Genomic DNA, 25,416 nt, shown 5'->3' on the forward strand with positions numbered 1-25,416 from the left:
GGGGGTTCAACGCGCGAACACCGGTGTCTTGCGGATCAGATCAGGCGCGCGCCGTCAGGACGTCGGCCAGGGTTCCGATCGCGAAGCGCACCTCGTCGTCGGTGACGACCAGGGGCGGCGCGAAGCGGATCGTCGACCCGTGGGTGTCCTTCACCAGGAGCCCGCGGTCGGCGAGGTCCTTCGAGATCTCCTTGCCGGTGCCGAGCGCGGGGTCGATGTCGATCCCCGCCCAGAGTCCGGCGACCCGGTGCGAGACGACACCCTTGCCGAGCAGGTCGTCGAGCAGGCCGCGCAACAGCGGTTCGCCGTCGAGGGCCCGCTGCTGGAACGTGCCCTCTCCGAGCATCGCCACGACCTCGGCGCCGACGGCTGCGGCGAGCGGGTTGCCCCCGAAGGTCGACCCGTGTTCGCCGGGGCGCAGGACCCCGAGGACGGCAGCCGAACCGACGACCGCCGACACCGGCACGATGCCGCCGCCGAGGGCCTTGCCGAGTGTGATGAGGTCGGGGCGGACCCCGACGCGCTGCACCGCGAGCGTGTGCCCCGTGCGACCGAGACCGGACTGGATCTCGTCGGCGATGAACAGCGCACCGAACTCGTCGCAGACCGCGCGGACGTCAGGAAGGTAGGACTCCGGCGGGATGACCACGCCGCCCTCGCCCTGGATCGGCTCGAGCAACACGGCGACGACGGTCTCGTCCATCGCCTCGCGCAGAGCCGCAGCGTCGCCGTACGGCACCGTGCGGAACCCCGGTGTGTACGGCCCGAAGTCATCATGGGCCGAGGGGTCGTCGGAGAACGAGATGATCGTCGTCGTGCGGCCGTGGAAGTTGCCGGACGCCACGATGATCGTCGCCCGCTCGGCCGGCACGCCCTTGACGCGGTAGCCCCAGGCGCGGGACACCTTGATCGCGGACTCGACGGCCTCGGCACCGGTGTTCATCGGCAGGACCATCTCGGTCTCCGTCAACGCCGCCAGTGCTGCCGCGAACGGCCCGAGCTGGTCGTTCACGAAGGCGCGGCTCGTGAGCGTCACACGGTCGAGCTGCGCCCGTGCGGCGTCGAGCAGCCGCGGGTTGCCGTGGCCGAAGTTCACCGCCGAGTACGCGGCGAGGCCGTCCAGGTACTGCTTGCCGTCGACGTCGGTGACGGTCGCTCCGGCACCCGACGCGATGACGACGGGCAGCGGGCTGTAGTTGTGCGCGAGGGCGCGGTCCTCGACGGCGAGCGCCGCCGCGGTGTTGACCCCGAGCGACGCTGCCGCCGACATCAGCTGACCCCGAGCGAACGCGCGACCGAGGTGCCGGTGCCGACCGGGTGCAGGTCGAGGGTGCAGCACTTCACGCCGCCACCGCCGAGCAGCAGCTCGGAGAGGTCGACGCCGATCGGGTTGTAGCCCTTCTCCTTCAGCTGCGACGCGAACGTGGTCGCCCGGGCGGCGATCACGACGTTGTACCCGTCGGAGTACGAGTTCAGGCCGAGGATCGCGGCGTCTTCTTCGGTCGCGATGATCGCGTCCGGGAAGCGCTCGCGCAGGATCGCCAGCGACGGCTCGTCGAAGGCACTCTCCAGGTAGGCGATGTTGCTCGTCCCGTCGACGGAGGGCTCGGGGTCGAGCACGGCGATGGCGGTGTCGAGGTGGTAGAAGCTCGGGTTGATGAGCTTGAGCGTGACGACCTCGCGGCCGTAGATCTTCGCGAGCTCGTCGTGCGAGGTGCTGTCCGACCGGAACCCGGTGCCGGCGAAGATGGTGTCCCCGATGAGCAGGAAGTCACCCTCGCCCTCGTTGGTCTGCTCCGGCTCGGCGACGGTCAGGCCCGCCTGGCGGAACCAGTCCATGTAGGCGGGGCCCTCGGGCTGGCGCTCCGGGTACTGGAACTTCGCGCCGTACGCGATGCCGTCGAGGACGAAGCCGCCGTTGGCCGCGTAGACCATGTCCGGCAGGCCGTCGATGGGGTCGATGTACGAGATGTCGAAGCCGAGCTGCTCGTAGACCGCGACGAGCGACTCCCACTGCTCGACGGCCTTCGACGTGTCGGTCGGCTCCTCCGGGTGCATCCACGGGTTGATCCGGTAGCTCACGGTGTAGAAGTCCGGCTTGCACATCAGGATCGTGCGCTTGGTGGCGACACGGGCCGGGGTGGCGACGGACTCGGGGGCGGGTGCGGTGTTCGACATCAGTCCTCCTGGAAGGGACCGGGGCCCGAGCCTGCCAGGAACCGAAACGGAACGAGGGGAAGAGCTCCGGTGAGATGCAGGCTCACTCACCGCAGCGGACCAGGTCGACGCCACTCCGAAGTCTGGCATGAACCGTCCGACGAGTGCAGTCCCCCGCCTGCGGGACCGTGGCACCCGTTCGGGTGACGCACGTTTCGTGCGCGAGACCCACCGGGCTCGCAACAAGTCCGCGTACGATAGGGACAAATGGATACGCTCGACCACCGCATCCTGGATCAGCTCCGGGACAACGCCCGCGCCGGCTACGGCGACATCGGGTCGGTGGTCGGACTCTCGGCCTCGGCCGTCAAGCGCCGCGTCGACCGGCTGGTCGGTGACGGCGTCATCCAGGGCTTCACGATCAAGGTCGACCCCGCCGTCGAAGACCGCGGGACCGAGGCCTGGGTCGAGCTCTACTGCCGCGGCACCGTCTCGCCCGACGAGCTGCGTGCCCTGCTCGACACCGTCCCCGAGGTCATCGACGCCGGCACGGTCACCGGCAGCGCCGACGCCGTCGTGCACATGCGCTCGAAGGACCTGTCCGCGCTCGAAGAGGCGCTCGACAAGGTCCGCCTCGCACCCCAGGTCGACCACACCCGCTCCGCGATCGTGCTCTCCAAGCTCGTCAGTCGAGAGACCGCGTAACGTCCCACGCATGGGACGGAAGACGGTCTGGAGGCGCGGCTCGGCACCCACGGGATCGCGCCCGGCCCGGCAGCTGGTCACCGCTGCGAGCGTCGCCTACGTCGCGAACTGCCTGTGGGGCACCGCGGTCGCCGTGCGGCTGATCCGCACGAAGAAGCTCCGCGTCGTGCACCACGGCCTGTTCGTCGTCACCGCCACCCTGACCGGCGTCGCCGCGACCACCCCCGTGTGGACGCGCGACCGCACCGCACTGTTCCTGCTGCCGGCACTCGTGCCCCTGGCGGTCGCTCCACGCACGAACCCGCGCTCCGGAGCACACTGGAGGGTCGCGGTCGCCGCCGCACCGTCCTACCTGGGGGCCGTGCTCGCACGCAGGCGATCAGAGAGGTGAGCAGTGGAGCTGTTCGAGGCCATCCGACGACGACGCACGACGAACGGGCCGTTCCTGCCCGATCCGGTGTCGGACGAGCACCAGCGGCTGCTCATGGAGCTCGCCGGCCGGGCGCCGTCGCAGCTCAACAGCCAGCCGTGGCGCTTCGTGCTGATCGAGGAACGCCGGACGATCGACCGCGTCGCCGAGATCAGCGGCAGCTCGATGACCCGCACGATGGCCGAGGGCACGTTCTTCGAGCGGTACAAGCCGTACTTCCGGTTCTCGAAGGCCGAGATGGACGAGCGACGCGACGGCATGCTGTTCGACAAGCTCCCCGGGCCGCTGCGGCCGTTCACGAAGCAGGTGTTCACGAAGCGCGGGCAGCTGCTCATGAACACGCTCCGGGTGCCGCAGACCCTGGGTGAGGAGAACCGGAAGCTCGTCGCCGGGTCGCCGCTGCTGCTCGGCGTGATGCTCGACCGCCACGAGTACCGGAAGGAGGAGCTGTCCGGCTTCTACTCGGTGTTCAGCATGGGCGCGGCGATGGAGAACATCTGGCTCGCGACGACCGAGCTCGGCCTGGGGATCCAGTTCGTGTCCTTCCCGATGGAGACCCCCGGCGCGTGGGAGGAGATCGAGGGACTGCTCCGCGTCCCCGAGTCGCTCGAGCTGATGGCCGTCTACCGGATCGGGTACCTGCCCCCGGAACGACGACGGCCGGCCATCGACTGGACGTCGAGCGAGCGGAAGCGTCCCTCGCAGTACGTGTTCCGCGGCACCTGCGACACCCCGCAGCAGGGGTGGGACGACGCACCCGTCGCAGCCCACATCGAACCGGAGGCGACCACATCGTGACCGACACCCGACCCGCCCAGAGCGCTCCGAGCCTCCAGGCCGTCGCCCCCGCCCTGCCGGGCCGCCCCTGGATCTCGCAGGACTGGCTCGACGTCGTCTTCGTGCACTGGCGCGTCGACGTGTCGGCGGTGGCCCCGTTGCTGCCGGCCGGCACCCGGCCCGACACGATGGCACTCGACGGCACCGACGACGGGGTGACCACCTGGGTGGGCCTCATCGCGTTCCGGTTCGAGGACACCCGGTTCCCGCCGTTCTCGACCGGGAGCATCGGCGACTTCGTCGAGCTGAACGTCCGCGTCTACACGGTCGACGAGCAGGGGCAGCGCGGGGTGGTGTTCCTGTCGCTCGACGCCGGCAAGCTCCTGCCGACCATCGGTGCACGCGTCGCGACCGGCCTGCCGTACCGGTGGGCGGTCGCGGAGTCGCGCAGCGGTGACGGCCGCGTGGGGTACGCGATGCGTCGGCACGGCACCCACCTGCGGTCGATGCTCGACGTGCGCGTGGGCGAAGTACTCGACGAGCCGGGGCCGCTCGAGACGTTCCTGACGGCGCGGTGGGGCATGCACGTGCACCGGGCGGGGCGGACGCGGTTCTGGCCGAACGAGCACGAGTCGTGGCCGTTGCACCGGGCCTCGGTGGTGTCGCTGCGGGACGACCTGGTCGGGGCCGCCGGGTTGCCCTTCGGGCTGACCGAGCTCGAGCCGGACTCGGTGCTCTACTCGCCGGGGGTCACGACGCGGTTCGGTCGGGGGCGCTGAGGGCGGGACTCCGGTTGGTCTCGCGGGCCCGGGCCGCTGCCCGGAACTGGTGGACGGCCAGCAGCGCCGAGAACAGTGCCGTGACGCCACCGGCGATCCAGGCGGCCCGCAGGGACTCCGGCACGCTCTCCACCGTGAGTCCGGTGACGGCGAGTGCCGCGCACGCGACGGCGACGACCGCTGCCGCCCACGCGGCCACGATGTGGTCGAGCCGGGGTACCGCGCGTGCGGTCGTGTACAGCATCACCGCAGCGCCCACCCCGACCAAGATGCCGATCCGGGACCCGACCAGGGTGGTCGTCAGGGCGACGACGGTGGCGGCCGATGCGCCGACGAGCACACGCGTGACGTGGCACCGCCACGAGGCGTCGCGGTTCTGCTCGTCGTACGCGTGCCGACCCGTCACGAACAGGGCAACGGCACCGACGGTCGTCACCACCGCGGCGGACACCCCGACGACGAGCGCCAACGCACCACCGAAGGCGATGCCGAGGGCGACGTGCGCGGCGGCGAGGAGCAGGGCGAGGACCGGGTACAGCCAGACCTCGAGCTGCCGGGTCGGTGTGTTGAGCTCCCAACCGGGCGGCGCCTCCTCTGCGGGGTCGTCGGTATCGGGGTCTCGGGTCTCCGCCTGGCCATGATGTCCGATCGGTGCGTGCGTCGTTCGGAACGGCAACTTCGGGGGACAGCGGCTGAGTGGTGCACGGTCGGCCGCAGGTACAAGGGAGCCATGACTCGAGTGGCAGTGGTGACGGGTGGATCCGCAGGACTGGGACGGGCGACGGTCCGGGAGCTCGCCGCACGGGGGTGGGACGTGGCCGTCCTGGCCCGCGGGCAAGAGGGCGTCGACGCAGCGGTCGCCGAGGTCGAGGCCGCCGGGCGACGCGGGCTGGCCCTGGTCGCCGACGTCTCCGACCGCGACGCCGTCGAGGCCGCGGCCGACCGGGTCGAGCGGGAGCTCGGACCGATCGACCTGTGGGTGAACGGCGTGATGGTCGGGGTGTTCGGGAAGTTCCTCGACACCGCACCGGAGGACTTCGAGCGGGCGCTGCACGTCACCTACCTCGGCTTCGTGAACGGCACCCGGTCGGCGCTGTCGCGGATGGTCCCCCGCGGTCGTGGGCACGTGATCCAGGTCGGTTCGGCGCTCGGGTTCCGCGGGATCCCCCTGCAGGCCGCGTACTGCGGTGCGAAGCACGCGATCGTCGGGTTCACCGAGTCCGTCGTCTCCGAACTGCGCGAACAGGGCAGCAAGGTCAAGGTGTCCCGCGTGGACATGCCGGCGCTCAACACGATCCAGTTCCAGTGGGTGAAGTCGAAGCTGCCGCACCACCCGCAGCCGGTCGCCCCGATCTACCAGCCCGAGGTCGGTGCCCGGGCCATCGCCGCCGTGGCCGAACGGCCGCGGAGCCGCACCTGGGTGGGCGAGTCCACCGTCTACACGATCCTCGGCAACCGGATCAGCGGGCGCTTCGCCGACTGGTACGCCGCCAAGACCCTGGTGGACGGGCAGCAGGCACCCGACAAGGACGGCCTCGAGATGCGGGACAACCTGTACGAGCCGGTGCCGGGCGACCACGGTGCGCACGGAGTCTTCGACGAGTCAGCGCACGCGTGGTCGCCGCAGACCTGGTGGGTGGAGCACCGCCGGGTCGGCAACGGCATCATCGGGGCCGTGCTCGGTGCCGCCGGGGCCGCTGCACTCGTCGCGGGACGCCGACGATGAGCCGCCGGTCGTCTGCCGTGAACGGGGCAGCCGTCGTCGAGTTGGCCCGGGCCGGTCTCGGCCTGTGGCACCTGAGCCGTGCAGCCCGAGGGTACGACCAGGCGGTGCTGCACGGCGTGCTCGGGGTCCGGCAGGTCGCACAGGCCACCCTCGTCGCGCGGGCGGGGTCCGGCAACGCGCACACCCTGAGCGCGGTCGTGGACGCCCTGCACGGTGCGACGATGGTGCCGTTGGCCGTCGCCGATCCCCGTCGACGCCGGTTCGCGCTCGGCCAGCTCGGGATCGCAGCGCTGCTCGCGGTCGCCGAGGCAGCGGTCGTCGGTCGCGGCGGTCGTGGCCGTCGTCGCTGATTCCTGTCGGGGGTGCTCGGTAGCGTCCCCGGCATGAGCACGATCTACTCCGTCGCGTCCTCGCTGGACGGCTTCGTCGCTGCGCCCGACGACGACCTCGACTGGCTGCTGCAGTTCGGTTTCGAGCCGTTCCAGGAGCACCACGACCGGTTCTTCGCCGGCGTCGGGGCGATCGCGATGGGGTCGACGACGTACGAGTGGCTGCTCGAGCACGACGACACGTGGGCGTACCCGGACCTGGCGACGTGGGTGTTCACGACCCGAGACCTGCCGGTGCCCGACGGCGCCGATGTGCGCTTCGTCTCCGGCGACGTCGGTGACCACCAGGCCGATCTCGAGCGCGAGGCCGACGGGCGCGACGTCTGGGTCGTCGGCGGCGGACTGCTCGCGGCGCAGTACCAGCAGGCGGGCATCCTCGACGAGCTGCGGGTCACCGTGATGCCGGTCGCGCTCGGCGGCGGAGCACGCCTGCTGCCGGTCGCCGCACCGACCCCGGTGTTCGAGCTCGTCGGCACCACGCAGTTCGACGGCGGGGCGGTCGAACTCCACTACCGTTCCGCAGCAACCGCGGCGTAGCGTCCGGAGCATGAGCGACAACGAGCAGACCGAGCCCGTCATGGACGGTGCCACCGATGCGACGAACCACGAGAAGCTGCAGGGCCTGATCGAGCAGGTCGACCACGACCACGCGGGTGAAGGTGCCGGCGTGATGGCAGACCACCTGCGGGACCGCATGGACGAGACCGGCGTCGAGGACGAAGACGCGGGTGACGCCGAGGACTGATCCTCGAGTCACTTCGTGAGCAGAAGAGGTCGGGTCCCGTTCGGGTACCCGACCTCTTCTGCTCACGAAGCGGAACGCACGAAGCGGAACGCACGAAGCGGAAGTGCCTAGACGCGCAGCTCGGAGAAGTCGCTGTCGACGTCGCCGAACCGGTGCGCGGTGATCGACACCGACTGCTCGCGCAGGTACGGCAGCATCTCGATCACGCCGGCCTCGACCACGGGGCCGCCGTGGATCGCGACGTCGATGCTCGCACCCAGGGCTTCTTCGAGGGCGAGGGGGTCACCACCGAGCAACCGGATCCGGGCACCGGGACCACCGAACGCCGTGTGGGCCGGCCGGTCCTGCCCCTGGGACAACACGGCCTCGAGCGCGTCGACGGGCTGGTCGTCCTGGCCACTGGACCAGTCAGCTTGGAACACCGCCCCCGACGACGCGCGGGCGTGGAACTCCTGGTCGGACTCGACCAGGTGGTCGACGACGTCGAGCGGGGACCGGTTCGATGCGAGCAGCTGCGTGAGCGGGCCGGGCAGCGGCCGAGCCGTGCTGAGCAGGATGTGCGCACGTGCCGAGGTCGCGGCGACGAGCGTCCGGACGAGGTCCACGGTCGAGGCGTCCTCGGCCTGGCGCACGATGACGGACTGTGGTCGGTGGCGCAGCACGTTCCGCTGCACCACGAGCCCGGACAGGTCATGCGACCGGAAGAGCGTCTCTCGTGCGCGTACGTCGCTCAGGGCCCCGGCGCGGACACGGTCGAACTCCTCGAACGACAGCCCGCTCCGTGCGGCCTCGATCACCGCGGTGACGCGCGGGGGCAGGCCGTGCAGCTGGATGCTCTTGTGCACGGTGCGGGACGTGGGCAGCCACCGGCCGAGCGTCGCGACGTACATGGGGCCGCCGGCCTTGGTGCCGGTACCGACCGAGGAACCCTTCCAGCCGCCGAACGGCTGGCGCCCCACGACGGCACCGGTGATGCCGCGGTTGACGGACAGGTTGCCGGCGCGGACCCGGGCCAGCCACTCGGACACCTCGTCGACGTCGAGCGAGTGGATGCCCGCCGTCAGCCCGAAGTCGGTGCCGTTCTGGATGGCGATCGCCTGGTCGAGGGTCTCGGCGCGCATGATGCCGAGCACCGGGCCGGAGTACTCGGTCTGGTGGAAGTCACTGCCGGGGCGGACGCCGTCTCGGATGCCCGGCGACCAGAGCCGGCCGGAGTCGTCGACCGCCTCGGGCTGCACGAGCCAGGACTCCCCCGGCCCGAGCTCGGTCAGACCCTGGCGGAGCTTGCCCTGCGGTTCGGCGATGAGCGGGCCGACCTGCGCCGTGGGGTCGTCGGGCCACGCGACCCGGAGCGTGCGGGTGGCGTCGACGAGCTGCCGTTGGAAGCGCTCGCTCTCACCCACCGACCCGACCAGGATCACGAGGGACGCCGCCGAGCACTGCTGTCCGGCGTGCCCGAAGGCGGACTGCACGATGTCCTGCACCGCCAGGTCGAGGTCGGCGCTCGGCGTGACGACGATGGCGTTCTTGCCGCTCGTCTCGGCGGTGAGCGGCAGCCCGGCTCGCCACCAGCGGAACGAGCGGGCGGTGTCGGACGAGCCGGTCAGGATGATGCGGTCGACCGTGGGGTGGCCGATGAGGTCGCGGCCGAGTTCGTCCTCGGCCAGGTCGACGAGCTGCAGCAGCGAGTGCGGCACCCCGGCGTCCCAGAGCACGTCGGCGAGCACGGCACCGGAGCGCTTGGCCTCGGGCGCGGGCTTGAGCACGACACCGCTGCCCGCGGCGAGCGCCGCCAGCACGCCACCGGCGGGGATCGCGACGGGGGAACTCCACGGCGGTACGACGACGGTCAGCCGCGGCGGCACGTACTGCGCGCCCTCGATGTCACCGAGACGGCGGGCGCTCTCGGCGTAGTAGTGGGCGGCGTCGACGGCCTCGGTCACCTCGGTGTCGGCCTCGGCGAAGGTCTTGCCGGTCTCGGCGGCCATCACCTCGATCAGGTCGGCTCGGCGGGTCTCGAGTTCGTGCCCGATGAGGTCGAGGAGCTCGGCACGGTCGGACGGGTCCTGCCGCCCCCAGTTCACGCCGGCCTGGGCGGTCCGCGCCATGATCCGCTCGAGCTTGGACCGGTCGGCGACCTTCGCACCGCGGACGGTCTGCGCGCCGAGCTGCGAGCGCGGCACCCGGCGCAGGACGTCGAGCGCCCAGGACCGGTTCGCGGCGACGGACGGGTCGGTGTCGGGGGCGTTGCGGAACGCGTCGCGCAGGACCGGTTCGCCGAGGGCACGGTGGCGGTCCTGCGTGCGGTGGCTGGCGGGGACGGGCTCGTCGAGTGCGGCGACGGACGCCAGGAACCGGCCGTGCTCCCGCTCGAACACGCTGGCGTCGTGATCGATGTCGGCTGCGGCGGCGATGAAGTTCTCGGGGCTCGCGGTCTCCTGCAGGCGACGGGCGAGGTACGCGATGGCCGAGTCGAACTCGTCCGGTTGCACCACGGGCGTGTAGAGCAGGATCTGCCCGACGTCGGCCCGGACGGCCTGGGCGTGGGCGGACGCCATGCCGAGCAGCATCTCGACGTCGACGGCGTCGGTGACCCCGCGGCGCTGCGCGAGCACCCACGCGGTGGCGAGGTCGAACAGGTTGTGCCCGGCGACCCCGATCCGCACGGCGTCGGTGCGCTCGGGCGTCAGTGCGGTGTCGAGCATCCGGAGGTAGGCGGTGTCGGTCTCGCGCTTGCTGCCCCAGGTGGCGAGGGGCCACCCGTGCAGGATCGCGTCGACGTGCTCCATGGCGAGGTTCGCGCCCTTGACGAGCCGCACCGTGATCGGGGCACCGCCGCGCGCCCGGCGTTCCTGCGCCCACTCGGTCAGCGTCTCGAGCGCTCCCGCGGCGTCGGGCAGGTAGGCCTGCAGCACGATGCCGGCCTGCAGGTCGGCGAACTCGTCGCGGTCGAGCAGCGCCCGGAACACGGCGAGGGTGACGTCGAGGTCGCGGTACTCCTCGATGTCGAGGTTGATGAACTTGGCCGGGCGTCCGGAAGCCGTCGGCGCCACGGCCAGGCGGTAGAGCGGGACGAGCCGGTCGACGACGCGCTCGACCGTCTGGTCGAAGGCCCACGGCGACGTCTGCGGCACGACGGAGCTCACCTTGATCGACACGTGGTCGACGTCGTCGCGGGCGAGCAGGTCCATCGTGCCCTGCAGGCGTCGGTCGCTCTCGGCGCTGCCGAGGACGGCTTCGCCGAGCAGGTTCACGTTCAGTCGCGTACCCGGACCGCGGACCCTGGCGAGGGCCGGGCCGAGCTTGCTCGTGCTCGCGTCGATGACCAGGTGCCCGGTCATCCGGCGCAGGATCCGGCGCGCGGTCGGGATCACGGCCCACGGCGCCATGGTGGCGAACCCACCGCCGAGCGTCACCGCCCCGCGCAGGTACCAGGCGAGGAAGTCGGGGACGTCACGGCTCAGCTGCTCGAGGTTCCGTGCCGCCACCCGGGGGTCCTCGGGGCGGATGACCTTGTCCACGAAACCCCGGGTGAAGTCGAGGCCCTGCTCGTCGCGCAGGACCTCGGCCAGACGGGCCGCACCAGGGTCGGGCTTCACCCCGGCGGACGCCGCCAGCCACCGGCGCACGAGCGCGACGGCGTCATCGGTGGTGTCCTGGAGGCGAGCACTCGGCATCCCCCGATCGTATGCCGCACGTCCGACGCGACCTCGGAGCACGCCGTGCGTCGACCAGGAGTCATCCGAGCGGATGAAAGGGGTCGCTGCGCGGTCCGACCGTCCGCCCGGTGGATACGCTGGTCGGCATGTCGACGGAGGGCAACGGTGGCCACGACTGGGCCACCTGGGACGCGTACCACGACGTCTGGCGACGACTCGACCGGGCGCTCGACCAGGCCGTCCAGGCGGGCGCCGGCATCTCCGTCCCCGAGTTCGAGATCCTGATCGGCCTGCACCGCGACCCCGACCACCGTCTGCGCGTCCGGGACATCGCCGCGGGCATCGGCTGGGAGAAGTCGCGCGTCAGTCACCAGGTGACGCGGATGGTCTCCCGCGGCCTGGTCGAGCGGGCGGACTGCCCGAGCGACGCCCGCGGCAGCTGGGTGGTGATGACCGCGGACGGCCGTCGCGCGGTGCTCGCCGGCATCCGCGCGCACACCGGTGCGCTCGAGGACCTGTTCTGGAGGCCCGTGGGGACCGACGCCGAGACGCTGCGGTCCGTCAGTGCGCGCGTCCAGGACGCCATCGGCCCCGACGACGCACCGGACGAGGCCGACGTCGGCTAGAGCGTGACGACGGCGAGCGCGCCGCGCTCACCGCGCAGCCGGACCTGCACGCTCTTGATCTCGTCCCGCGGGATGTCCGTCGACGCCGACAGCCCTCGTGCGTCCGCGCCGGCGGCCGTCCACGACCCCACCGTCTGGGTCGTGCCGTCGGTCCGGACGACGACGAGGTCGTAGAGGATCGACCCGTCCGGCGACCACTCCTTGCCGCCGTACGAGCACCCCCAGTCGAAGCGGGTGCCCCACTGCTCGCCGCTGATGGCGAGCTGGACGTCGAGTCCCTGCACGCCGGTCATGTCGTAGCGGTCCGCGGTGGCAGCTGCCGTCGGAGCGGCACCGGCCTGCACCGTGGTGCGCTCCCCCGCGGCGCCGACCGCGAGCCCGCCCAGGACGGCGGCGACCACCGCGAGTCCCGCGGTGGCGGCGGCCCAGACCCGGCGACGGCGGCGACGGTGTCGGACGCGGTGTGCGACGGAGGCGAGGTCGCTCTCGGAACGGGTGTCGGGCCTCCCGTCGGGTTCTGCGATCTCGATCGCCTGGTCGGCCGGCAGCTTTCCGAGCAGACCCGGCAGACCGACCAGCTCGGCGACGGCGGCCGCACAGCGGTCGCACGTCTCGAGGTGCCGTTCGTACTCCAGCCGTTCACTGGACGGGAGCGACCCCAGGACGTAGGCGGCATCCCACTCCACGTACTCGTCGTGGGCTGCCTTGTCGTCGCTCATCGGGTCACTCCTCGTTCCTGCAGTGCGAGCCGGAGGGCTCGCAGCCCGTAGTGCAACCGCGACTTGGCGGTGCCCTCCGGGATGTCGTGTCGTCGTGCGATCTCCGGCACCGTGTGCCCGAGCCAGTACGCGTCCACCACCACGCGGCGGTGGTCCGGGGTCAGCGACGCGAGTGCGTCGGCGACCACGATCCGGTCCAGCACGGCGTCCGTGCTGTCCGACTCGATCCGTTCGACCTGGTGCTCGGTGCCGTGCTCGCGGCGGTTGCGCGCCGACCGTGCGTCGTCGACCACCAGGTTGCGCGCCACCGTGAAGAGCCACGCCCGCGCGCTGTCGGGTGCCCGTTCGAGCACGGCCGGACGCTGCCAGGCGCGGACCATCGTCTCCTGCACGACGTCCTCGACGCTCGAGCCGTCCCGCGTGAGGTGCCGGACGTACCGCGTGAGCGCATCACCGTGCTCGCGGTACAGCGTCGCGAGCAGCTCGTCCGCGGAACGACTCGTCACGGTCACTTCCCGAGGTCGAGGGAGAACTCGACGGAACCCTTCCCGTCCACGGTGACGAAGCCGAGCGACGGGGCCTTCACGCCGTAGTCGGCGAAGGTGATCGGCACCGTGCCGGCGACCTGGACGGTGCCACCATCACCGACCGCGACCTGCGCGTCGGCCGTGACCGGCTTCTCGACGCCGTGCAGGTCCATCGTGCCGGTCAGGGTGACGTCCTGCGTGGAGCCGTCGAGCGCCTTCGTGACGTCGACGGGCTTCGTGAGCTCGAACGTCGCCGTGGGGTACTCGTCGGTCTGCAGCGCGGTGGAGCGGAAGTACTCGTCGCGGGCGGCTTCGGGGGTGCGGATCTTGCCGACCTGGACGGTGACGGTCGCCTGGGTGAGGGAACCGCCGTCGACGACGGCGGTGCCCTTGACGTCCTCAGTGCGCCCGACCACGTCCACATCATTCCCCTGCAGGACCTCGTGCACCCGGTACCCGGCGTACGAGCTGCTCTTGCTGGTCCAGGTGCCGTCGGCGTCCTTCGCATCGAGGGTGCCGGACGAGGACGCCGACAGCGAGGGTGCTGCGGCGGCCTGGCCGTTGACGGTGTTCGCGTAGATGACCGGGCCGGCGATGACGGCTGCTGCCGCCACGACGACGACGCCGGCGGAGATCCCGATGATGACCTTGGTTCGTTTGCGGAGTGCCATACCCTCAACGACGAGGCAGCCGGGCGGATCGTTCAAACGGGTCTCAGTCGGACGTGCGGGCGCGGTCCTGGTCGGCTCGGTCATGGTCGGCCCGGTCGTCGTCGATCGCTGCGTCGTCCGCCGCTGTGTCGTCCGCGGTCACGGCGTCGGCGGCGGGGGTCTCCCCGCGCATCCGGATGAGGCTCGCCAGCGTCGACACGGCCATCGCGGCGACGATCACCAGCAGGGACACCCACGTGTTGATCTCCGGCGCCCACTCGATGTGGTGGCCGCCGTTCAGGAACGGCAGCTCGTTGTCGTGCAGCGCGTGCAGCACGAGCTTCACGCCGATGAAGGCCAGGATCACGGCGATGCCGTACTTCAGGTAGACCAGACGCTCGAGCAGTCCGCCCAGCAGGAAGTAGAGCTGGCGCAGGCCCATCAGCGCGAAGACGTTCGCGGTGAACACGATGAAGGGGCTCTCGGTGATGCCGAAGATCGCCGGGATCGAGTCGAGCGCGAACAGCAGGTCGGTGGTGCCGATCGCGATGAGCACGATGAGCAGCGGCGTGAAGTGCCGGACACCGTCGTGGTGGGTGCGGAACTTCATGCCGTCGTACGTGTCGGTGAGACGGACCCGGCGGCGCAGCAGCCGGACGATGAAGGTGTCCTTCTGCTCGTCCTCGTCCTCGCCGCGGAGCTGCTGGATCGCCGTCCAGATCAGCCAGGCGCCGAAGATGTAGAAGATCCACGAGAAGTTCTCGATGAGCTGCGCGCCGACCAGGATGAAGATCCCGCGGAGCACGAGCGCGATGATGATGCCGAGCAGCAGCACCTCTTGTTGGATCTTCTTCGGCACCGAGAAGCGCGCCATGATGATGACGAACACGAACAGGTTGTCGATGCTCAGGCTGTACTCGGTCAGCCAGCCCGCCAGGAACTGCCCGGCGGAGTCGCCACCGGCGAAGACCAGCATGAGCACCGCGAAGATCAGCGCCAGCCCGACGTAGATGCCCACCCAGATGCCGGATTCACGCAGCGTCGGCACGTGCGGGCGACGCGCGACGATGAGCAGGTCGGCGAGCAGGATCGCGACCAGGGCGATCATCGAGCCGACTTCGAACACGACGGGGAGCTCGGGCATGCGGAGCCTTCCTTGCTGGTGGTGGGGCGGGTGGCTTCGTGAGCGACCCGCACCAGTCTCCGGCATGATCCGGGCGGTGGCGAACCCCGGGGCTGCGTGCGGCGGACAGAGTCGTACTGTCAGCGCTCTGAGGTCACCGCGTCCGCGACGGCCCGGGCCACCTCGCTGGCGGGGACCTCGGTCGCGTCGATGACCTCGGCCTCGGCGTGCAGCCAGCCGCGCGCCGCCTCGGCGTAGGCGTCGACGTACGCGAACCGGAACGTCGACGGCCCCAGGATCGGGTCGTTCTGGATCCGGTCGCGGAGCGTCGGCCCGTCGACGTGCAGCACGAAGTGCCGGACCGGGATCCCATGGGAGGCAAGCCCCGCCGCGATCTCACGCCAGTAGGCCTCGACCAGGACCGTCATCGGCATGATGAGCGGCCCGCCCACGTAGTCGTGCACCCGGCGAGCGGTCTCGACCACGAGCGGCCGCCACGGGTCCCAGTGCTGGAAGTTGTCGCTGGCCGGCAGCCCCGGCGTGACGTCCATCAGCACCTCGCCGACCTTCTCGGCGTCGAGGATCCGCGAGCCGGGCAACAGCGGCTGGAGCAGTCGGCTCGTCGTCGTCTTCCCCGCCCCGTGGGTTCCGTTCAACCAGACGATCACAGGACGAACCTAGTGGTGTCGACGCCCAGCTCCCCGGAGGTGGTCATCGGCGCATGCCAAGGTCGAGCCGTGCAGAACTCCACGACAGTCGTCATCGCCGGATGCGGCGACCTCGGGACCGAAGCCGGCCTGCGCTTCGCCGACCAGGGCCACCACGTGATCGGACTCCGCCGCCGCGCCGAGTTGATCCCCGCGCCGATCACCGGCCGGAGCGTCGACCTGCGACACGAGGTCCCCGAGATCCCCGCCGACACGAGCGTCGTCGTCGTGGCTTTCGCCGCGGGCAGCCGCGACGTCGACGAGTACCGCGCCACCTACGTCGACGGCCTGCGCAACGTGCTCGACGGCATCGACGCCTCGGACGCCGACCCCCGGGTGCTCGTCGTGTCCTCGACCGCCGTGTACGACGTCTCGGACGGCAGCGAGGTCACCGAGGAGACCCCGGCGCGGGGGGCGACCCCGACCGCCGAGGTCCTGGTCGAAGCCGAGGTCCTGCTGCGCGAGCGCGCTCCCGGCGCTGTGCTGGTCCGGCTGTCAGGCGTCTACGGTCCGGGCCGCGAGCGGCTCATCGACCAGGTCCGATCCGGTGCCGCACGGCTGGCGCCGGGGACCTCACCGCACACGAACCGCATCCACCGCGACGACGCCGCCGCAGCGCTCGTGCACCTGGCGGCCCTGCCCGACCCGGCACCGCTCTACCTGGGCACCGACGACGAGCCGAGCCGGCTGGACGACGTTCTGCGGTTCCTGGCCGACGAACTCCACGTCGCCGAGCCGTCCACGGGCGACGGTGACGCGCGGCAGGCCGGCGGCGACAAGCGCTTGTCGAACGCGTTGCTCCGGTCGACGGGATGGGTGCCGCAGTACCCGACGTTCCGCGAGGGCTACCGCGCCGTGCTGGCGGGTGCGGGCACCCGCCACCCGTGACGCGCACGGGAGCCGCCACCTGACGGACGGGAGGCCCGTGGCGCACGCGGCCACGGGCCTCCCGTCCGTCAGGCGGTCCGGTCCACCGCGCGACGCTCGCGTCCGCCCCGGTGCGGCAGGAACGTCTCGTCCCGCAGGGACTGCTCGATCTGTTCCAGGGACTTGCCCTTCGTCTCCGGCACCCGCAGGAACACCAGGACCCACCCGAGCACGTTGAGCGCGGCGTAGACGAGCATCGTGCCGCCCAGGCTGATCCAGCCGGTCAGGGTCAGCGCGGTCGAGGTCACCAGCAGGTTGGCGCCCCAGAGGACCATCGCGTGCAGGCTCGTCGCGGCGGCCCGGATCCGCAGCGGGTACATCTCGGAACCGACGAGCCACCCGACGACCTGGATGCCACCGGCCTGGAAGAACATGAACGCCAGGATCAGCACGAGCGTGAGCACCGGTGAGGGCTTGCCGTCCTGCACGTAGAAGAGCACACCGAACAGGCCGATGCTCACCGCGGCACCCGGCAGCATCACGAGGGTCAGCCGTCGACGCCCGATCCGGTCCACCAACCGCGACCCGACGAACGTCATCACGAGGTAGACGACCCCCACACCGACGTTCGCCCACAGGGAGTAGACGTGCGGGAACCCGGCATCGGTGAGGATCGTCGGCGTGTAGTAGATCATCATCTCGAGGCCGGTCAGCTGCGTGAACGCGGCGACGATGAGCCCCGCGATCAGGGCCGGCCGGACCCACGGCTTGCGCAGCTGGGCCCACTGCCCGGAACCGGCGCTCGGTTCCGCAGCGTCGAGCTTGCGGATGTCGTCGAGCTCGTCCTCCGCGGCATCGTGGTCCGGGCGAAGCCAGCGCAGCACCCGTCGAGCCGGACCGATGCGGTCCTGCGACACGAACCAGCGCGGACTCTCGGGCAGGCGGAGCATCCCGAGCAGCAGCACGATGGCGGGGGCGGCGGCGACCCCGATCATGAAGCGCCAGGACACGACGCCGTTCAGAGCCACCCCGACGATGGCGGCGGACAGGATGCCGACGCCGATCGCGCAGTTGAACACCGTGACCAGGCTGCCGCGGCGCGGGCCCGGGGCGATCTCGGCGATGTACGTGGGGATCGTCTGGGTCGAACCACCCACCGCCAGACCGAGGAACAGCCGGCTGAGGATCAGGAACACCGGACTCGGCGACACCGCGGCGAAGAGCACACCCAGGCCGAAGACCCCCGCGATGAGCAGGATGGTCCGCCGGCGACCGATCTTCGCCGAGATCGGACCGGTGACGAGTGCGCCGAGGATCGCGCCGACCAGGATCGACGCCGTGATGAACTCCTTGACGGCGGACCCGATCGAGAACTCCTTGCCGATCTCGATGAGCGTGCCGGAGATGACGCCGGTGTCGTAGCCGTAGAGCAGCCCGCCGAGGGCCGCGACGAACGCGACCCGGGTGACGTGCCGCTTCGTGACGCGAGCCGTCTCGGCCGACCCCGTGTCCTCGGGGATCTCCGGGGGGACGCCGGGGACCTTGTCGTGCTCGTCTTCGTCCGTGGTGGTCGTCATCGCGTCCTCTCCGCGTCCTGTCCGTGCCAGGAATGCCCGGGCCGCGCGTCACGGTAGGCGGACCAGCACGAACGGACGTTGAGGAAGCGTCGCTCGCGCTCAGTGGCCCCGGTGGTCCTGGATCGTGATCCGCGGCCCGAACGCGGGCTTCCGGAACCCGGAGCCGCCGATCAACCGCACGACACGCTCCCGGTGCCCGCGCCAGGGTTCGAGCAGTTCGAGCATCCCGTCGTCGTCGACCGGCGCACCCGTGAGTGCCCACCCGACGAGCGCCGGCACGTGGAAGTCCCCCACGCTCGGCGAGTCCGGGTCGCCGTGGGAGCGCTGCGCCGTCTCGGCGGCGGTCCACCGACCGACCCCGGGGATCGACTGCAGCTTCGTGGACACGACCTCGCCACCGCGCCCGTGCGCCAGGGTCCGTTCGAGTGCGGGCGCGACCTTCACTGCGCGCATCACGGTGGCCGAGCGCCCGGGTTCGATGCCTGCGCGGTGCCACTCCCAGCTCGGGATCCGTGCCCACGTCGGAGCGTCCGGCGGCACCATCATGCCCGCGGGTGCCGGACCGGGCGCCGGTGTGCCGTGCCGACGGAGCAGGTACCGCCACGCGCCCCACGCCTGCCGCGAGGTCACCTTCTGCTCCATGATCGCCGGCACGAGCATCGCGACCACGGTGTTCGTGCGGAGCAGCCGGAGCCCGGGCTGCCGGTGTCGTGCCGCGGCCAGGAACTCGTTGCCGGAGACGTCGAACGACGACCAGTCGTCGCCGCGTCCGAGCAGATCGGGGGCGTGCTCGACCGCCCACGGGGCTCCGCTGCCCCACGCCGACACCGCGATGGTGTCGCCGGTCCGCCGGATCGCCACGGAAGCGGGACCGGAGGGTGTGCGCAGCGCGAGCCACACGACCCCGCCGACCACCTGGAAGGCCGGGTCGCCGGAGCCGCGCTGCAGGGGCCGCAGGGTCGACGCGACGTCCACCGCGCCTCCAGGCCGGTACACCGTGTCGACGCGAGACGCGTCACCGGACGCACCAGCGGCCGCAGGCGGCGAAGCGGAAGCGAGCAGGGACACACGGGGATGGTAATGCGGAACCACCGTCAGTCATGATGGGCACTGATCCCCACCACCCGACGACGGAGCTCCCATGCGCATCGGCATCCTCACCTCCGGAGGCGACTGCCCCGGCCTGAACGCGGTCATCCGCGCGATCGTCCTGAAGGGCATCGCCATCTACGGACACGACTTCGTCGGCTTCCGCGACGGGTGGCGCGGGGTGGTCGACGGCGACATCGTCCCGCTCGGCCGCAAGGACATCCAGGGCATCGCGAAGCAGGGCGGCACGATCCTCGGCACCAGCCGCACGAACCCGTTCGAGGGCCCCAACGGCGGGGTCGAGAACATCTCCGCGACCCTGCAGCGGCACGGAATCGACGCGATCGTCGCGATCGGCGGCGAGGGCACCCTTGCCGCCGCGAAGCGCCTGACCGACGCCGGCCTGAAGATCGTGGGCGTGCCGAAGACGGTCGACAACGACCTGGGCGCGACCGACTACACGTTCGGCTTCGACACCGCCGTCGCCATCGCGACCGAGGCCATGGACCGCCTGCGCACCACCGGCGAGTCGCACTCGCGCTGCATGGTCGCCGAGGTGATGGGCCGGCACGTGGGCTGGATCGCGCTGCACTCCGGCATGGCCGCGGGCGCGCACGCGATCCTCATCCCCGAGCAGAAGACGAGCATGGACCAGATCGCGAAGTGGGTGCGGGCCGCCTACGACCGCGGGCGCGCACCGCTCGTGGTGGTGGCCGAGGGCTTCGTCCCCGACCACGAGGACACGGCGCACACCGAGCGGGGGCTCGACGCCTTCGGGCGCCCGCGGCTGGGCGGCATCGGCGAGCGCCTCGCGCCGCTCATCGAGGAGATGACGGGCATCGAGACGCGTGCCACGACCCTGGGGCACATCCAGCGCGGTGGCACGCCGACCGCGTACGACCGGGTGCTGTCGACCCGGCTCGGGCTGGCGGCGATCGACTCGGTCGTCGAGGAGCGCTGGGGCCGGATGGTGGCGCTGCGGGGCACCGAGATCGAGCACGTCTCGTTCGAGGAGGCGCTCGGCGAGCTCAAGACGGTGCCGCAGGCGCGGTTCGACGAGGCCGCCATCATGTTCGGCTGAGTGGGCTGGGGCGGGGCTGGGGCTGGGGCCGCTGGGCTGTTTCGGGCGTACCTGGTCGAATCGGGCGTACCTGATCGGTCGGTCCGCCCCGGTACGCCCGAATCCACCAGGCATCGCACGCGTTCTGGGAAAGAACGGGCAGGCCGCCGGGGCCGCCGACACTGCGCCGGGTCGAATCGGGCGTACGTGGTCGAATCGGGCGTACCTGGTCGGTTGGTCTGCCCCGGTACGCCCGAATCCACCAGCCATCGCGCGCGTTCTGGGAAAGAACGGGCAGCCCGCCGGGAGCCGCCGACACTGCGCCGGGTCGAATCGGGCGTACCGGGTCGAATCGGGCGTACCTGGTCGAATCGGGCGTACCGGGTCGAATCGGGCGTACCTGGTCGGTCGGTCCGCCCCGGTACGCCCGAATCCACCAGGCATCGCACGCGTTCTGGGAAAGAACGGGCAGCCCGCCGGGAGGCCCGGGGTAGCGTCCGGCGCATGACCCGCGCCGTTCTCGTGTCCAGTGCAGCCCCGCCCACCGTCACCGACGTCGACCTGCCGGATCCGGCCGAGGGCGAGGCCCTCGTCGACGTCACGTACTCGAGCGTCAACTACAAGGACGGCCTAGCCCTCGCGAGGAACCCCGGCGTCGCCCGGCTCGACCCACTCGTGCCGGGGATCGACGTGGTCGGCACGGTGTCGGGGCTCGGACCGGGCGTGCACGAAGTCGCGATCGGTGACCGGGTGGTGCTGAACGGCGCCGGCCTGGGTGAGACCCGGCACGGGGGCTGGGCGACGCAGGCCGTGGTGCAGTCCGGGTCGCTCGTCGTGCTGCCCGAGGCGATCGACGACTCGTTCGCGGCGGCCATCGGCACCGCGGGGTTCACGGCGATGCTCAGTGTGCTGGCGCTCGAGCGCTTCGTCGCGCCGGGGGACGGGCCGGTGCTGGTGACGGGGGCGTCCGGCGGGGTCGGCACCGTGGCGATCGCACTTCTCGCGGCCCGCGGGTACCGGGTGACGGCGTCGACCGGTCGCGCAGCCAACACGGACTCGCTCCGCCGACTCGGGGCGACCGAGGTGATCGACCGTGGCACCCTTTCCGAGCCGGGCAAGCCGATGCAGCGCGCCACCTGGGCCGGAGGGGTGGACAGCGTCGGCGGGGCCACCCTGGCGAACGTCCTGGCATCGACCCGGTGGGGCGGTGCCGTGACGGCGTGCGGGCTGGCGCAGGACTCCGTGCTGCCGACGACCGTGCTGCCGTTCATCCTGCGGTCGGTGTCGCTGCTCGGGATCAATTCCGTCGACGCCCCGCTCGAGCTCCGACGTCGGGCGTGGGATCGGCTCGCGACCGACCTCGACGCCGCGCTCCTGGCCGACGTCACCCGCACGGTCACGCCCGAGCAGGCCATCGCGGTGGGGGCCGAGGTCGTCGCGGGACGGGTGCACGGGCGAACGGTCGTCACCGTCGCGGGCTGAATCGCGGTCACCGATCGGCGTGACTTTTAGCAAACGTTTGCATATTGGCACGCTAGGATTTCGAGTGTCGATTTCGTCCTCGAGGAGATGACATGCCGGTCCCCAAGTCCACCGTGGAGAGCTCTCCCCGGAAGCTCCTGCGCGACGTCGTCTACGACAAGATGCTCGCGGCCTTGCGGGACGGCACGCTCCAGCACGGCGAGCGCCTGAACGACGACGAGCTGGTCCAGTGGCTGGGTGTGAGTCGCACCCCGATCCGCGAGGCCATCGCGAAGCTCGTCGACATCGGCCTGGTCGAGATGGAGGCGAACCGGTACACCCGCGTCGCCACCCCGACCTTCGAGGACTGGGTCATCGCGACCCGCGCGACCGCCGGGTTCTTCGAGCTCAGCCTGCGCTGGGGCGTCCCGGAGTACAGCGACGAGGACGTCGAGGCCCTCACCGCGCTGCTCGACAAGGCCGACCGCATGCGCAAGGTGCGGGACTACGGGTTCAGCGGCGCCCTCACCGAGATCATCGAGTTCGCCGTCGAGCACTCCGGGAACCCCCTGGTGCAGAACGCGGCCGTCGGCGCCATGGAGCGGGTCCGCTTCACGCTCAACCCCACGCCGGCGTTCGAGCAGTACGGTTCCGAGGCGTTCTTCTCGATCCTGCGCGAAGCGCTCACCGAGCGCGACGGCGAAGGCGCTGCCGAGGCCGGACGAGCCCTCACCCGCAACTTCGAACAGCACATCGAGGCGGTCCGCGCCGACCGCGGCTGACCATGGTCGTCGGCGAGTGGGGTGACGCCGACCCCTGGGCGGCCGCGCACGACGACGCCTACGTGTCCCTGCTCGCCCACGTCCGGACCGGCTACCGCGGACCGGTGTCCGTCGACCTCGACGCACTGAGCTGGGAGTGGGGCACCTCGCTCGGTGAGGTCCGATCGGCAGCGGCCCGGCTCGAGGACCTCGGCATCCTGGTCCACAAGCCGGACGGCACGTGGCAGTACGAGGAACTCTCCGACGCCGACCTGTCCGACGCACTGGACTTCTGGGTCGCGCTCATCGGTCCGGCCCTCCGTGCCACGATCCCGGCGCTCACCCCCGAACTGCGCGCCGAGCTCGACCGCCGGGTCGCACGGGCCCGCACCACCGCTGCCCTCCGGTTGCCGGAGTACCCGACGGCGTTCTCCGCCGCCTGCCAGTTCTGGTTCGAGCACTCCCCGAACACCCTGGTGCGCAACCTGGGTCTGCGCGCGTTCGAGCGGATGCGGTGGGCACGCGTCCCCACCCAGCTCTGGTCGGTCCACGACGTGCACGCCTGGTTCGTGACCACCGACCGCGCCGTGGACACCGGCGACCCGGCAGTCGCGACCACCGCGGCAGAGGTCATCGACGGGCTGTTCGAGGTCCACCGGCGGAACGTCGGGATCCCGCAGACGAGCCGCCCGGCGGACGACACCACCGAACACCGTGTCGGCCCGGTCGACCGCGCCCTGCTCCGCGACGTCCGCTCCGGGGCGCTGGGGGTCGGGTCCACCCACGCGCTCGAGGAACTCGTGGCACGGACCGGCGCCGGACCCGAGCAGGTCCTCCACGGGCTGCGCTGGCTGCACGACGTGGGCCTCGCCGAGAGCGACCGGGGACGCCACCGCATCGTCGAACCGTCGCTCGCGACCTGGCGGGACACCATGGAGCTGCTCACCGGGGTCTTCGCCCACGGTGCCGTCCACGTGCTGCCCGGGCTGCGCGGATCCGACCTCGAGGAGTTCCGCCGGCTCGTCGAACGGGCGCGCGCGGACGGCCAGGTGCGCGACCACCGGTACACGGAGAGCGCGTTCGCCGTCACCCGGTTCCTGGCCGAGCAGTCCGGCAACCGCTGGACGCGGCAGGCACTGCGCCTCGCGATGGCACGGCTCGCCTACGCGCTGCCCGAGGCCCCCACGTTCCGGCAGTGGGACGCAGAAGCGCTCTGGCTGGCGCTCGACACAGCGGCCGGCAGCGGAGACGTCGGTGCCGCCCGGGCAGCGGCCCGCCGGTTCGTCGACGTCGCACGGGCGCACGTGGACGACGTCACGGCGCGATGGGGCACGATGGGGTCATGACCGACGCGCACGACGACGTCCTGATCCACGCCACCGGGGTCCGGGTCACGCGCTCCGGCCGCGACCTGCTGCACGACGTCGACCTGACCGTCCGGCGCGGGGAGCACTGGGCACTGCTCGGCCCCAACGGTGCCGGCAAGTCCACGTTGCTGGCCGTCCTCGGTGCGACCGGGCACCCCACCGCCGGCACGGTCGAGGTGCTCGGTCGCCGCCTCGGACGCGTCGACGTCCGCGAACTCCGGGAGCACATCGGCCACGTCGACCCCCGACACCGGATGCTCTCGCCGCTCACGGTGCTCGAGACGGTGCTCACCGGGCTGACCGGCACGACGGACCTCATGATGCGGTGGGAGCCCTCGGCCGAGCAGGTCGCGCTGGCCGAGCAGCACATCGCCGACGTCGGGCTCACGGCACGACGGGACGCCCGCTGGCCGGTGCTGTCGCAGGGCGAGCGGGGACGCGCCCTCATCGCCCGTGCCCTGATGTCCGAACCCCAGCTGCTGCTGCTCGACGAGCCGGCGACCGGCCTCGACGTCGCCGCACGAGAGCACCTGCTGGAGACCGTCGATGCGCTGCGGCACCGACACCCCGAGCTGGGCAGCGTCATGGTCACCCACCACCTGGAGGACCTGCCGGCCTCGACGTCGCACGCGATGCTGCTCCGCGACGGTGCCGTCGTGGCCCAGGGCACCTCGGACCAGGTCATCACGTCGTCGGCGGTGTCGCACGCGTTCGACTTCCCGCTCGCGATCCTGCGGTCGGAAGGGCGCTGGGCCGCGCGCCGATCCGCCTGACGCGTGCTTGAATGGCCGTTCAGTGTCCGCGGCCCGTGTCGGGGAGGGACCCGGCACCGCACCACGGTGTCACGCCGCGGACCGTCACCAGGGGGAACCATGACGAACACGCCGCCGCCCTACCCGGGGTCCGAGCCGCAACCGAACGACGGGCAGCCCAACGCCGGCCAGCCGAACGGCCAGCAGTACCCGCAGCAGCCCGCAGGCCAGCAGTACCCGCAGCAGCCCGCCGGCCAGCCGTACCCGCAGCAGCCCGCCGGCCAGCCGTACCAGGCCCCGGCCGGCGCCGCGCCCTACGCACCCCCGCCCAAGTCGTCGTCCCGCGGCAAGCGCGTCCTGATCTCGGTGCTCGGCGTCGTCGTGGCCGTGGTGGTGGCGTTCCTCGTCCGCCAGGGCCTCAACGCGGCCTTCAGCGACTCCACCGAAGAGAAGGTCTCGAAGGCCGTCGAGCAGATCCGCGAGCAGAGCGACCTGCCCAAGCAGGTCGACTCCGTCACGACGTGGACCGGGATCGAGGCCGAGGGCGCCGCGATCCACTACGACTACACGGTGTCGGCGGACGTCGACCCGGCCTCGATCAACGAGGGGGTCATCCGCGACGCCGTCGGGCCGAACCTCTGCTCGACCAGCGAGACGAAGAAGCTCCTCGACGAGGACGTCGACATGCGGTACACCTACGCGTTCGAGGGCTCGTCGAAGACCGTGGACACGACCTTCACCAAGGCCGACTGCTCCTGAGCCC

27 protein-coding genes are annotated in these 25,416 nt (G+C 71.5%); 16 read left to right on the forward strand and 11 right to left on the reverse strand.

From position 1 onward, the window contains the following. Positions 1-40: 40 nt before the first annotated feature. Together rocD and ddaH are read right to left on the reverse strand one after the other, a co-directional pair. A complete protein-coding gene (gene rocD / locus DEJ27_RS08715; protein ID WP_111090763.1) occupies positions 41-1,270 on the reverse strand; it encodes an ornithine--oxo-acid transaminase in 1,230 nt (409 codons plus the stop codon). After that, positions 1,270-2,178, reverse strand: coding sequence for a dimethylargininase (gene ddaH, locus DEJ27_RS08720; RefSeq protein WP_110862872.1), 909 nt, complete (start codon positions 2,176-2,178; stop codon positions 1,270-1,272). Before ddaH ends, rocD begins: the two co-directional genes overlap by 1 nt. A 246-nt stretch (positions 2,179-2,424) precedes the next feature. Between ddaH and DEJ27_RS08725 the strand changes: the two genes are divergently transcribed. Genes DEJ27_RS08725 through DEJ27_RS08740 form a run of 4 tightly spaced genes read left to right on the forward strand, consistent with a single transcriptional unit; the run spans position 2,425 to position 4,848 of the window. Beyond that, positions 2,425-2,862 carry an Lrp/AsnC family transcriptional regulator gene (locus DEJ27_RS08725; protein WP_017887694.1) on the forward strand — a complete coding sequence of 146 codons (438 nt, stop codon included), beginning with the start codon at positions 2,425-2,427 and terminating at the stop codon, positions 2,860-2,862. Between the two features lie 10 nt (positions 2,863-2,872). Next, positions 2,873-3,253 (forward strand): hypothetical protein, encoded by a 381-nt coding sequence (locus DEJ27_RS08730; RefSeq protein WP_110862871.1) that lies wholly within the window; start codon positions 2,873-2,875, stop codon positions 3,251-3,253. A 3-nt stretch (positions 3,254-3,256) separates the two neighbouring features. Continuing rightward, the gene (locus tag DEJ27_RS08735; protein ID WP_110862870.1) at positions 3,257-4,090 is read left to right on the forward strand and encodes a nitroreductase family protein; all 834 of its coding nucleotides are present in this window, start codon (positions 3,257-3,259) and stop codon (positions 4,088-4,090) included. Further along, positions 4,087-4,848: a YqjF family protein gene (locus DEJ27_RS08740; RefSeq protein ID WP_220032980.1), complete on the forward strand. Its 762-nt coding sequence runs from the start codon at positions 4,087-4,089 to the stop codon at positions 4,846-4,848. Before DEJ27_RS08735 ends, DEJ27_RS08740 begins: the two co-directional genes overlap by 4 nt. Here the strand turns inward: DEJ27_RS08740 and DEJ27_RS08745 are convergent. Next, positions 4,820-5,524 carry a hypothetical protein gene (locus DEJ27_RS08745; RefSeq protein ID WP_111090764.1) on the reverse strand — a complete coding sequence of 235 codons (705 nt, stop codon included), beginning with the start codon at positions 5,522-5,524 and terminating at the stop codon, positions 4,820-4,822. The genes DEJ27_RS08740 and DEJ27_RS08745 overlap by 29 nt on opposite strands. A 54-nt stretch (positions 5,525-5,578) precedes the next feature. On the opposite strand from DEJ27_RS08745, the gene DEJ27_RS08750 reads away from it, so the two are divergent. The 4 genes from DEJ27_RS08750 to DEJ27_RS08765 are packed head-to-tail and all read left to right on the forward strand — an operon-like array spanning position 5,579 to position 7,708. Beyond that, positions 5,579-6,574 carry an SDR family oxidoreductase gene (locus tag DEJ27_RS08750; RefSeq protein ID WP_027467045.1) on the forward strand — a complete coding sequence of 332 codons (996 nt, stop codon included), beginning with the start codon at positions 5,579-5,581 and terminating at the stop codon, positions 6,572-6,574. A 17-nt stretch (positions 6,575-6,591) separates the two neighbouring features. After that, on the forward strand, positions 6,592-6,924 hold the full coding sequence (locus tag DEJ27_RS08755; RefSeq protein WP_111090765.1) for a hypothetical protein: 333 nt from the start codon (positions 6,592-6,594) through the stop codon (positions 6,922-6,924). A gap of 33 nt (positions 6,925-6,957) precedes the next feature. Beyond that, positions 6,958-7,500 (forward strand): dihydrofolate reductase family protein, encoded by a 543-nt coding sequence (locus DEJ27_RS08760; protein WP_111090766.1) that lies wholly within the window; start codon positions 6,958-6,960, stop codon positions 7,498-7,500. 10 nt (positions 7,501-7,510) lie between these two features. Next, a complete protein-coding gene (locus DEJ27_RS08765; protein ID WP_110862867.1) occupies positions 7,511-7,708 on the forward strand; it encodes a hypothetical protein in 198 nt (65 codons plus the stop codon). 107 nt (positions 7,709-7,815) lie between these two features. Here the strand turns inward: DEJ27_RS08765 and DEJ27_RS08770 are convergent, their stop codons facing one another. Then, positions 7,816-11,385 (reverse strand): bifunctional proline dehydrogenase/L-glutamate gamma-semialdehyde dehydrogenase, encoded by a 3,570-nt coding sequence (locus tag DEJ27_RS08770; protein WP_111090767.1) that lies wholly within the window; start codon positions 11,383-11,385, stop codon positions 7,816-7,818. 128 nt (positions 11,386-11,513) lie between these two features. Here DEJ27_RS08770 and DEJ27_RS08775 point away from each other — a divergent pair, with 128 nt between their 5' ends. Continuing rightward, entirely contained in the window at positions 11,514-11,993 is a 480-nt protein-coding gene (locus tag DEJ27_RS08775) for a MarR family winged helix-turn-helix transcriptional regulator (protein ID WP_146244679.1), read from the forward strand. Here DEJ27_RS08775 and DEJ27_RS08780 read toward each other — a convergent pair. From DEJ27_RS08780 to DEJ27_RS08800, 5 genes are all read right to left on the reverse strand, one after another. After that, entirely contained in the window at positions 11,990-12,712 is a 723-nt protein-coding gene (locus DEJ27_RS08780; RefSeq protein ID WP_111090769.1) for a zf-HC2 domain-containing protein, read from the reverse strand. The two genes, DEJ27_RS08775 and DEJ27_RS08780, sit on opposite strands and share 4 nt — an antisense overlap. Beyond that, complete coding sequence (locus DEJ27_RS08785) at positions 12,709-13,224, reverse strand: sigma-70 family RNA polymerase sigma factor (RefSeq protein WP_110862864.1); 516 nt, start codon at positions 13,222-13,224, stop codon at positions 12,709-12,711. Before DEJ27_RS08785 ends, DEJ27_RS08780 begins: the two co-directional genes overlap by 4 nt. Beyond that, positions 13,221-13,910, reverse strand: a complete 690-nt coding sequence (locus tag DEJ27_RS08790; RefSeq protein ID WP_111090770.1) for a YceI family protein — start codon at positions 13,908-13,910, stop codon at positions 13,221-13,223. The genes DEJ27_RS08785 and DEJ27_RS08790 overlap by 4 nt, the downstream gene beginning before the upstream one ends. 43 nt (positions 13,911-13,953) lie before the next feature. Beyond that, positions 13,954-15,033, reverse strand: coding sequence for a TerC family protein (locus DEJ27_RS08795; protein ID WP_111090771.1), 1,080 nt, complete (start codon positions 15,031-15,033; stop codon positions 13,954-13,956). Between the two features lie 119 nt (positions 15,034-15,152). After that, positions 15,153-15,680, reverse strand: a complete 528-nt coding sequence (locus tag DEJ27_RS08800) for an AAA family ATPase (RefSeq protein WP_111090772.1) — start codon at positions 15,678-15,680, stop codon at positions 15,153-15,155. A gap of 69 nt (positions 15,681-15,749) precedes the next feature. Here DEJ27_RS08800 and DEJ27_RS08805 point away from each other — a divergent pair, with 69 nt between their 5' ends. After that, the gene (locus tag DEJ27_RS08805; protein WP_110862860.1) at positions 15,750-16,607 is read left to right on the forward strand and encodes an NAD-dependent epimerase/dehydratase family protein; all 858 of its coding nucleotides are present in this window, start codon (positions 15,750-15,752) and stop codon (positions 16,605-16,607) included. Positions 16,608-16,675: 68 nt separating this feature from the next. Here DEJ27_RS08805 and DEJ27_RS08810 read toward each other — a convergent pair whose 3' ends face one another. Together DEJ27_RS08810 and DEJ27_RS08815 are read right to left on the reverse strand one after the other, a co-directional pair. After that, the gene (locus tag DEJ27_RS08810; protein WP_111090773.1) at positions 16,676-18,163 is read right to left on the reverse strand and encodes a sugar porter family MFS transporter; all 1,488 of its coding nucleotides are present in this window, start codon (positions 18,161-18,163) and stop codon (positions 16,676-16,678) included. A 99-nt stretch (positions 18,164-18,262) separates the two neighbouring features. Then, positions 18,263-19,231, reverse strand: coding sequence for a DNA-3-methyladenine glycosylase (locus DEJ27_RS08815; RefSeq protein ID WP_181430125.1), 969 nt, complete (start codon positions 19,229-19,231; stop codon positions 18,263-18,265). A gap of 73 nt (positions 19,232-19,304) precedes the next feature. Between DEJ27_RS08815 and DEJ27_RS08820 the strand changes: the two genes are divergently transcribed. The 6 genes from DEJ27_RS08820 (at position 19,305) to DEJ27_RS17735 (ending at position 25,412) form a co-directional block, all read left to right on the forward strand. Further along, complete coding sequence (locus tag DEJ27_RS08820; RefSeq protein WP_111090774.1) at positions 19,305-20,333, forward strand: 6-phosphofructokinase; 1,029 nt, start codon at positions 19,305-19,307, stop codon at positions 20,331-20,333. A gap of 483 nt (positions 20,334-20,816) precedes the next feature. After that, positions 20,817-21,794: an acryloyl-CoA reductase gene (locus tag DEJ27_RS08825; RefSeq protein ID WP_110862062.1), complete on the forward strand. Its 978-nt coding sequence runs from the start codon at positions 20,817-20,819 to the stop codon at positions 21,792-21,794. A gap of 92 nt (positions 21,795-21,886) precedes the next feature. Next, positions 21,887-22,555 (forward strand): GntR family transcriptional regulator, encoded by a 669-nt coding sequence (locus DEJ27_RS17930; protein ID WP_071404482.1) that lies wholly within the window; start codon positions 21,887-21,889, stop codon positions 22,553-22,555. Positions 22,556-22,557: 2 nt separating this feature from the next. Then, positions 22,558-23,880 carry a hypothetical protein gene (locus tag DEJ27_RS08835; RefSeq protein WP_111090775.1) on the forward strand — a complete coding sequence of 441 codons (1,323 nt, stop codon included), beginning with the start codon at positions 22,558-22,560 and terminating at the stop codon, positions 23,878-23,880. Further along, positions 23,877-24,674 carry an ABC transporter ATP-binding protein gene (locus tag DEJ27_RS08840; protein WP_110862057.1) on the forward strand — a complete coding sequence of 266 codons (798 nt, stop codon included), beginning with the start codon at positions 23,877-23,879 and terminating at the stop codon, positions 24,672-24,674. Before DEJ27_RS08835 ends, DEJ27_RS08840 begins: the two co-directional genes overlap by 4 nt. Positions 24,675-24,773: 99 nt before the next feature. Next, positions 24,774-25,412, forward strand: coding sequence for a hypothetical protein (locus tag DEJ27_RS17735; RefSeq protein WP_181430126.1), 639 nt, complete (start codon positions 24,774-24,776; stop codon positions 25,410-25,412). Positions 25,413-25,416 lie beyond the last annotated feature (4 nt).

The organism is Curtobacterium sp. MCPF17_018, from assembly GCF_003234135.1.
GTDB classification, from domain to species: domain Bacteria; phylum Actinomycetota; class Actinomycetes; order Actinomycetales; family Microbacteriaceae; genus Curtobacterium; species Curtobacterium flaccumfaciens.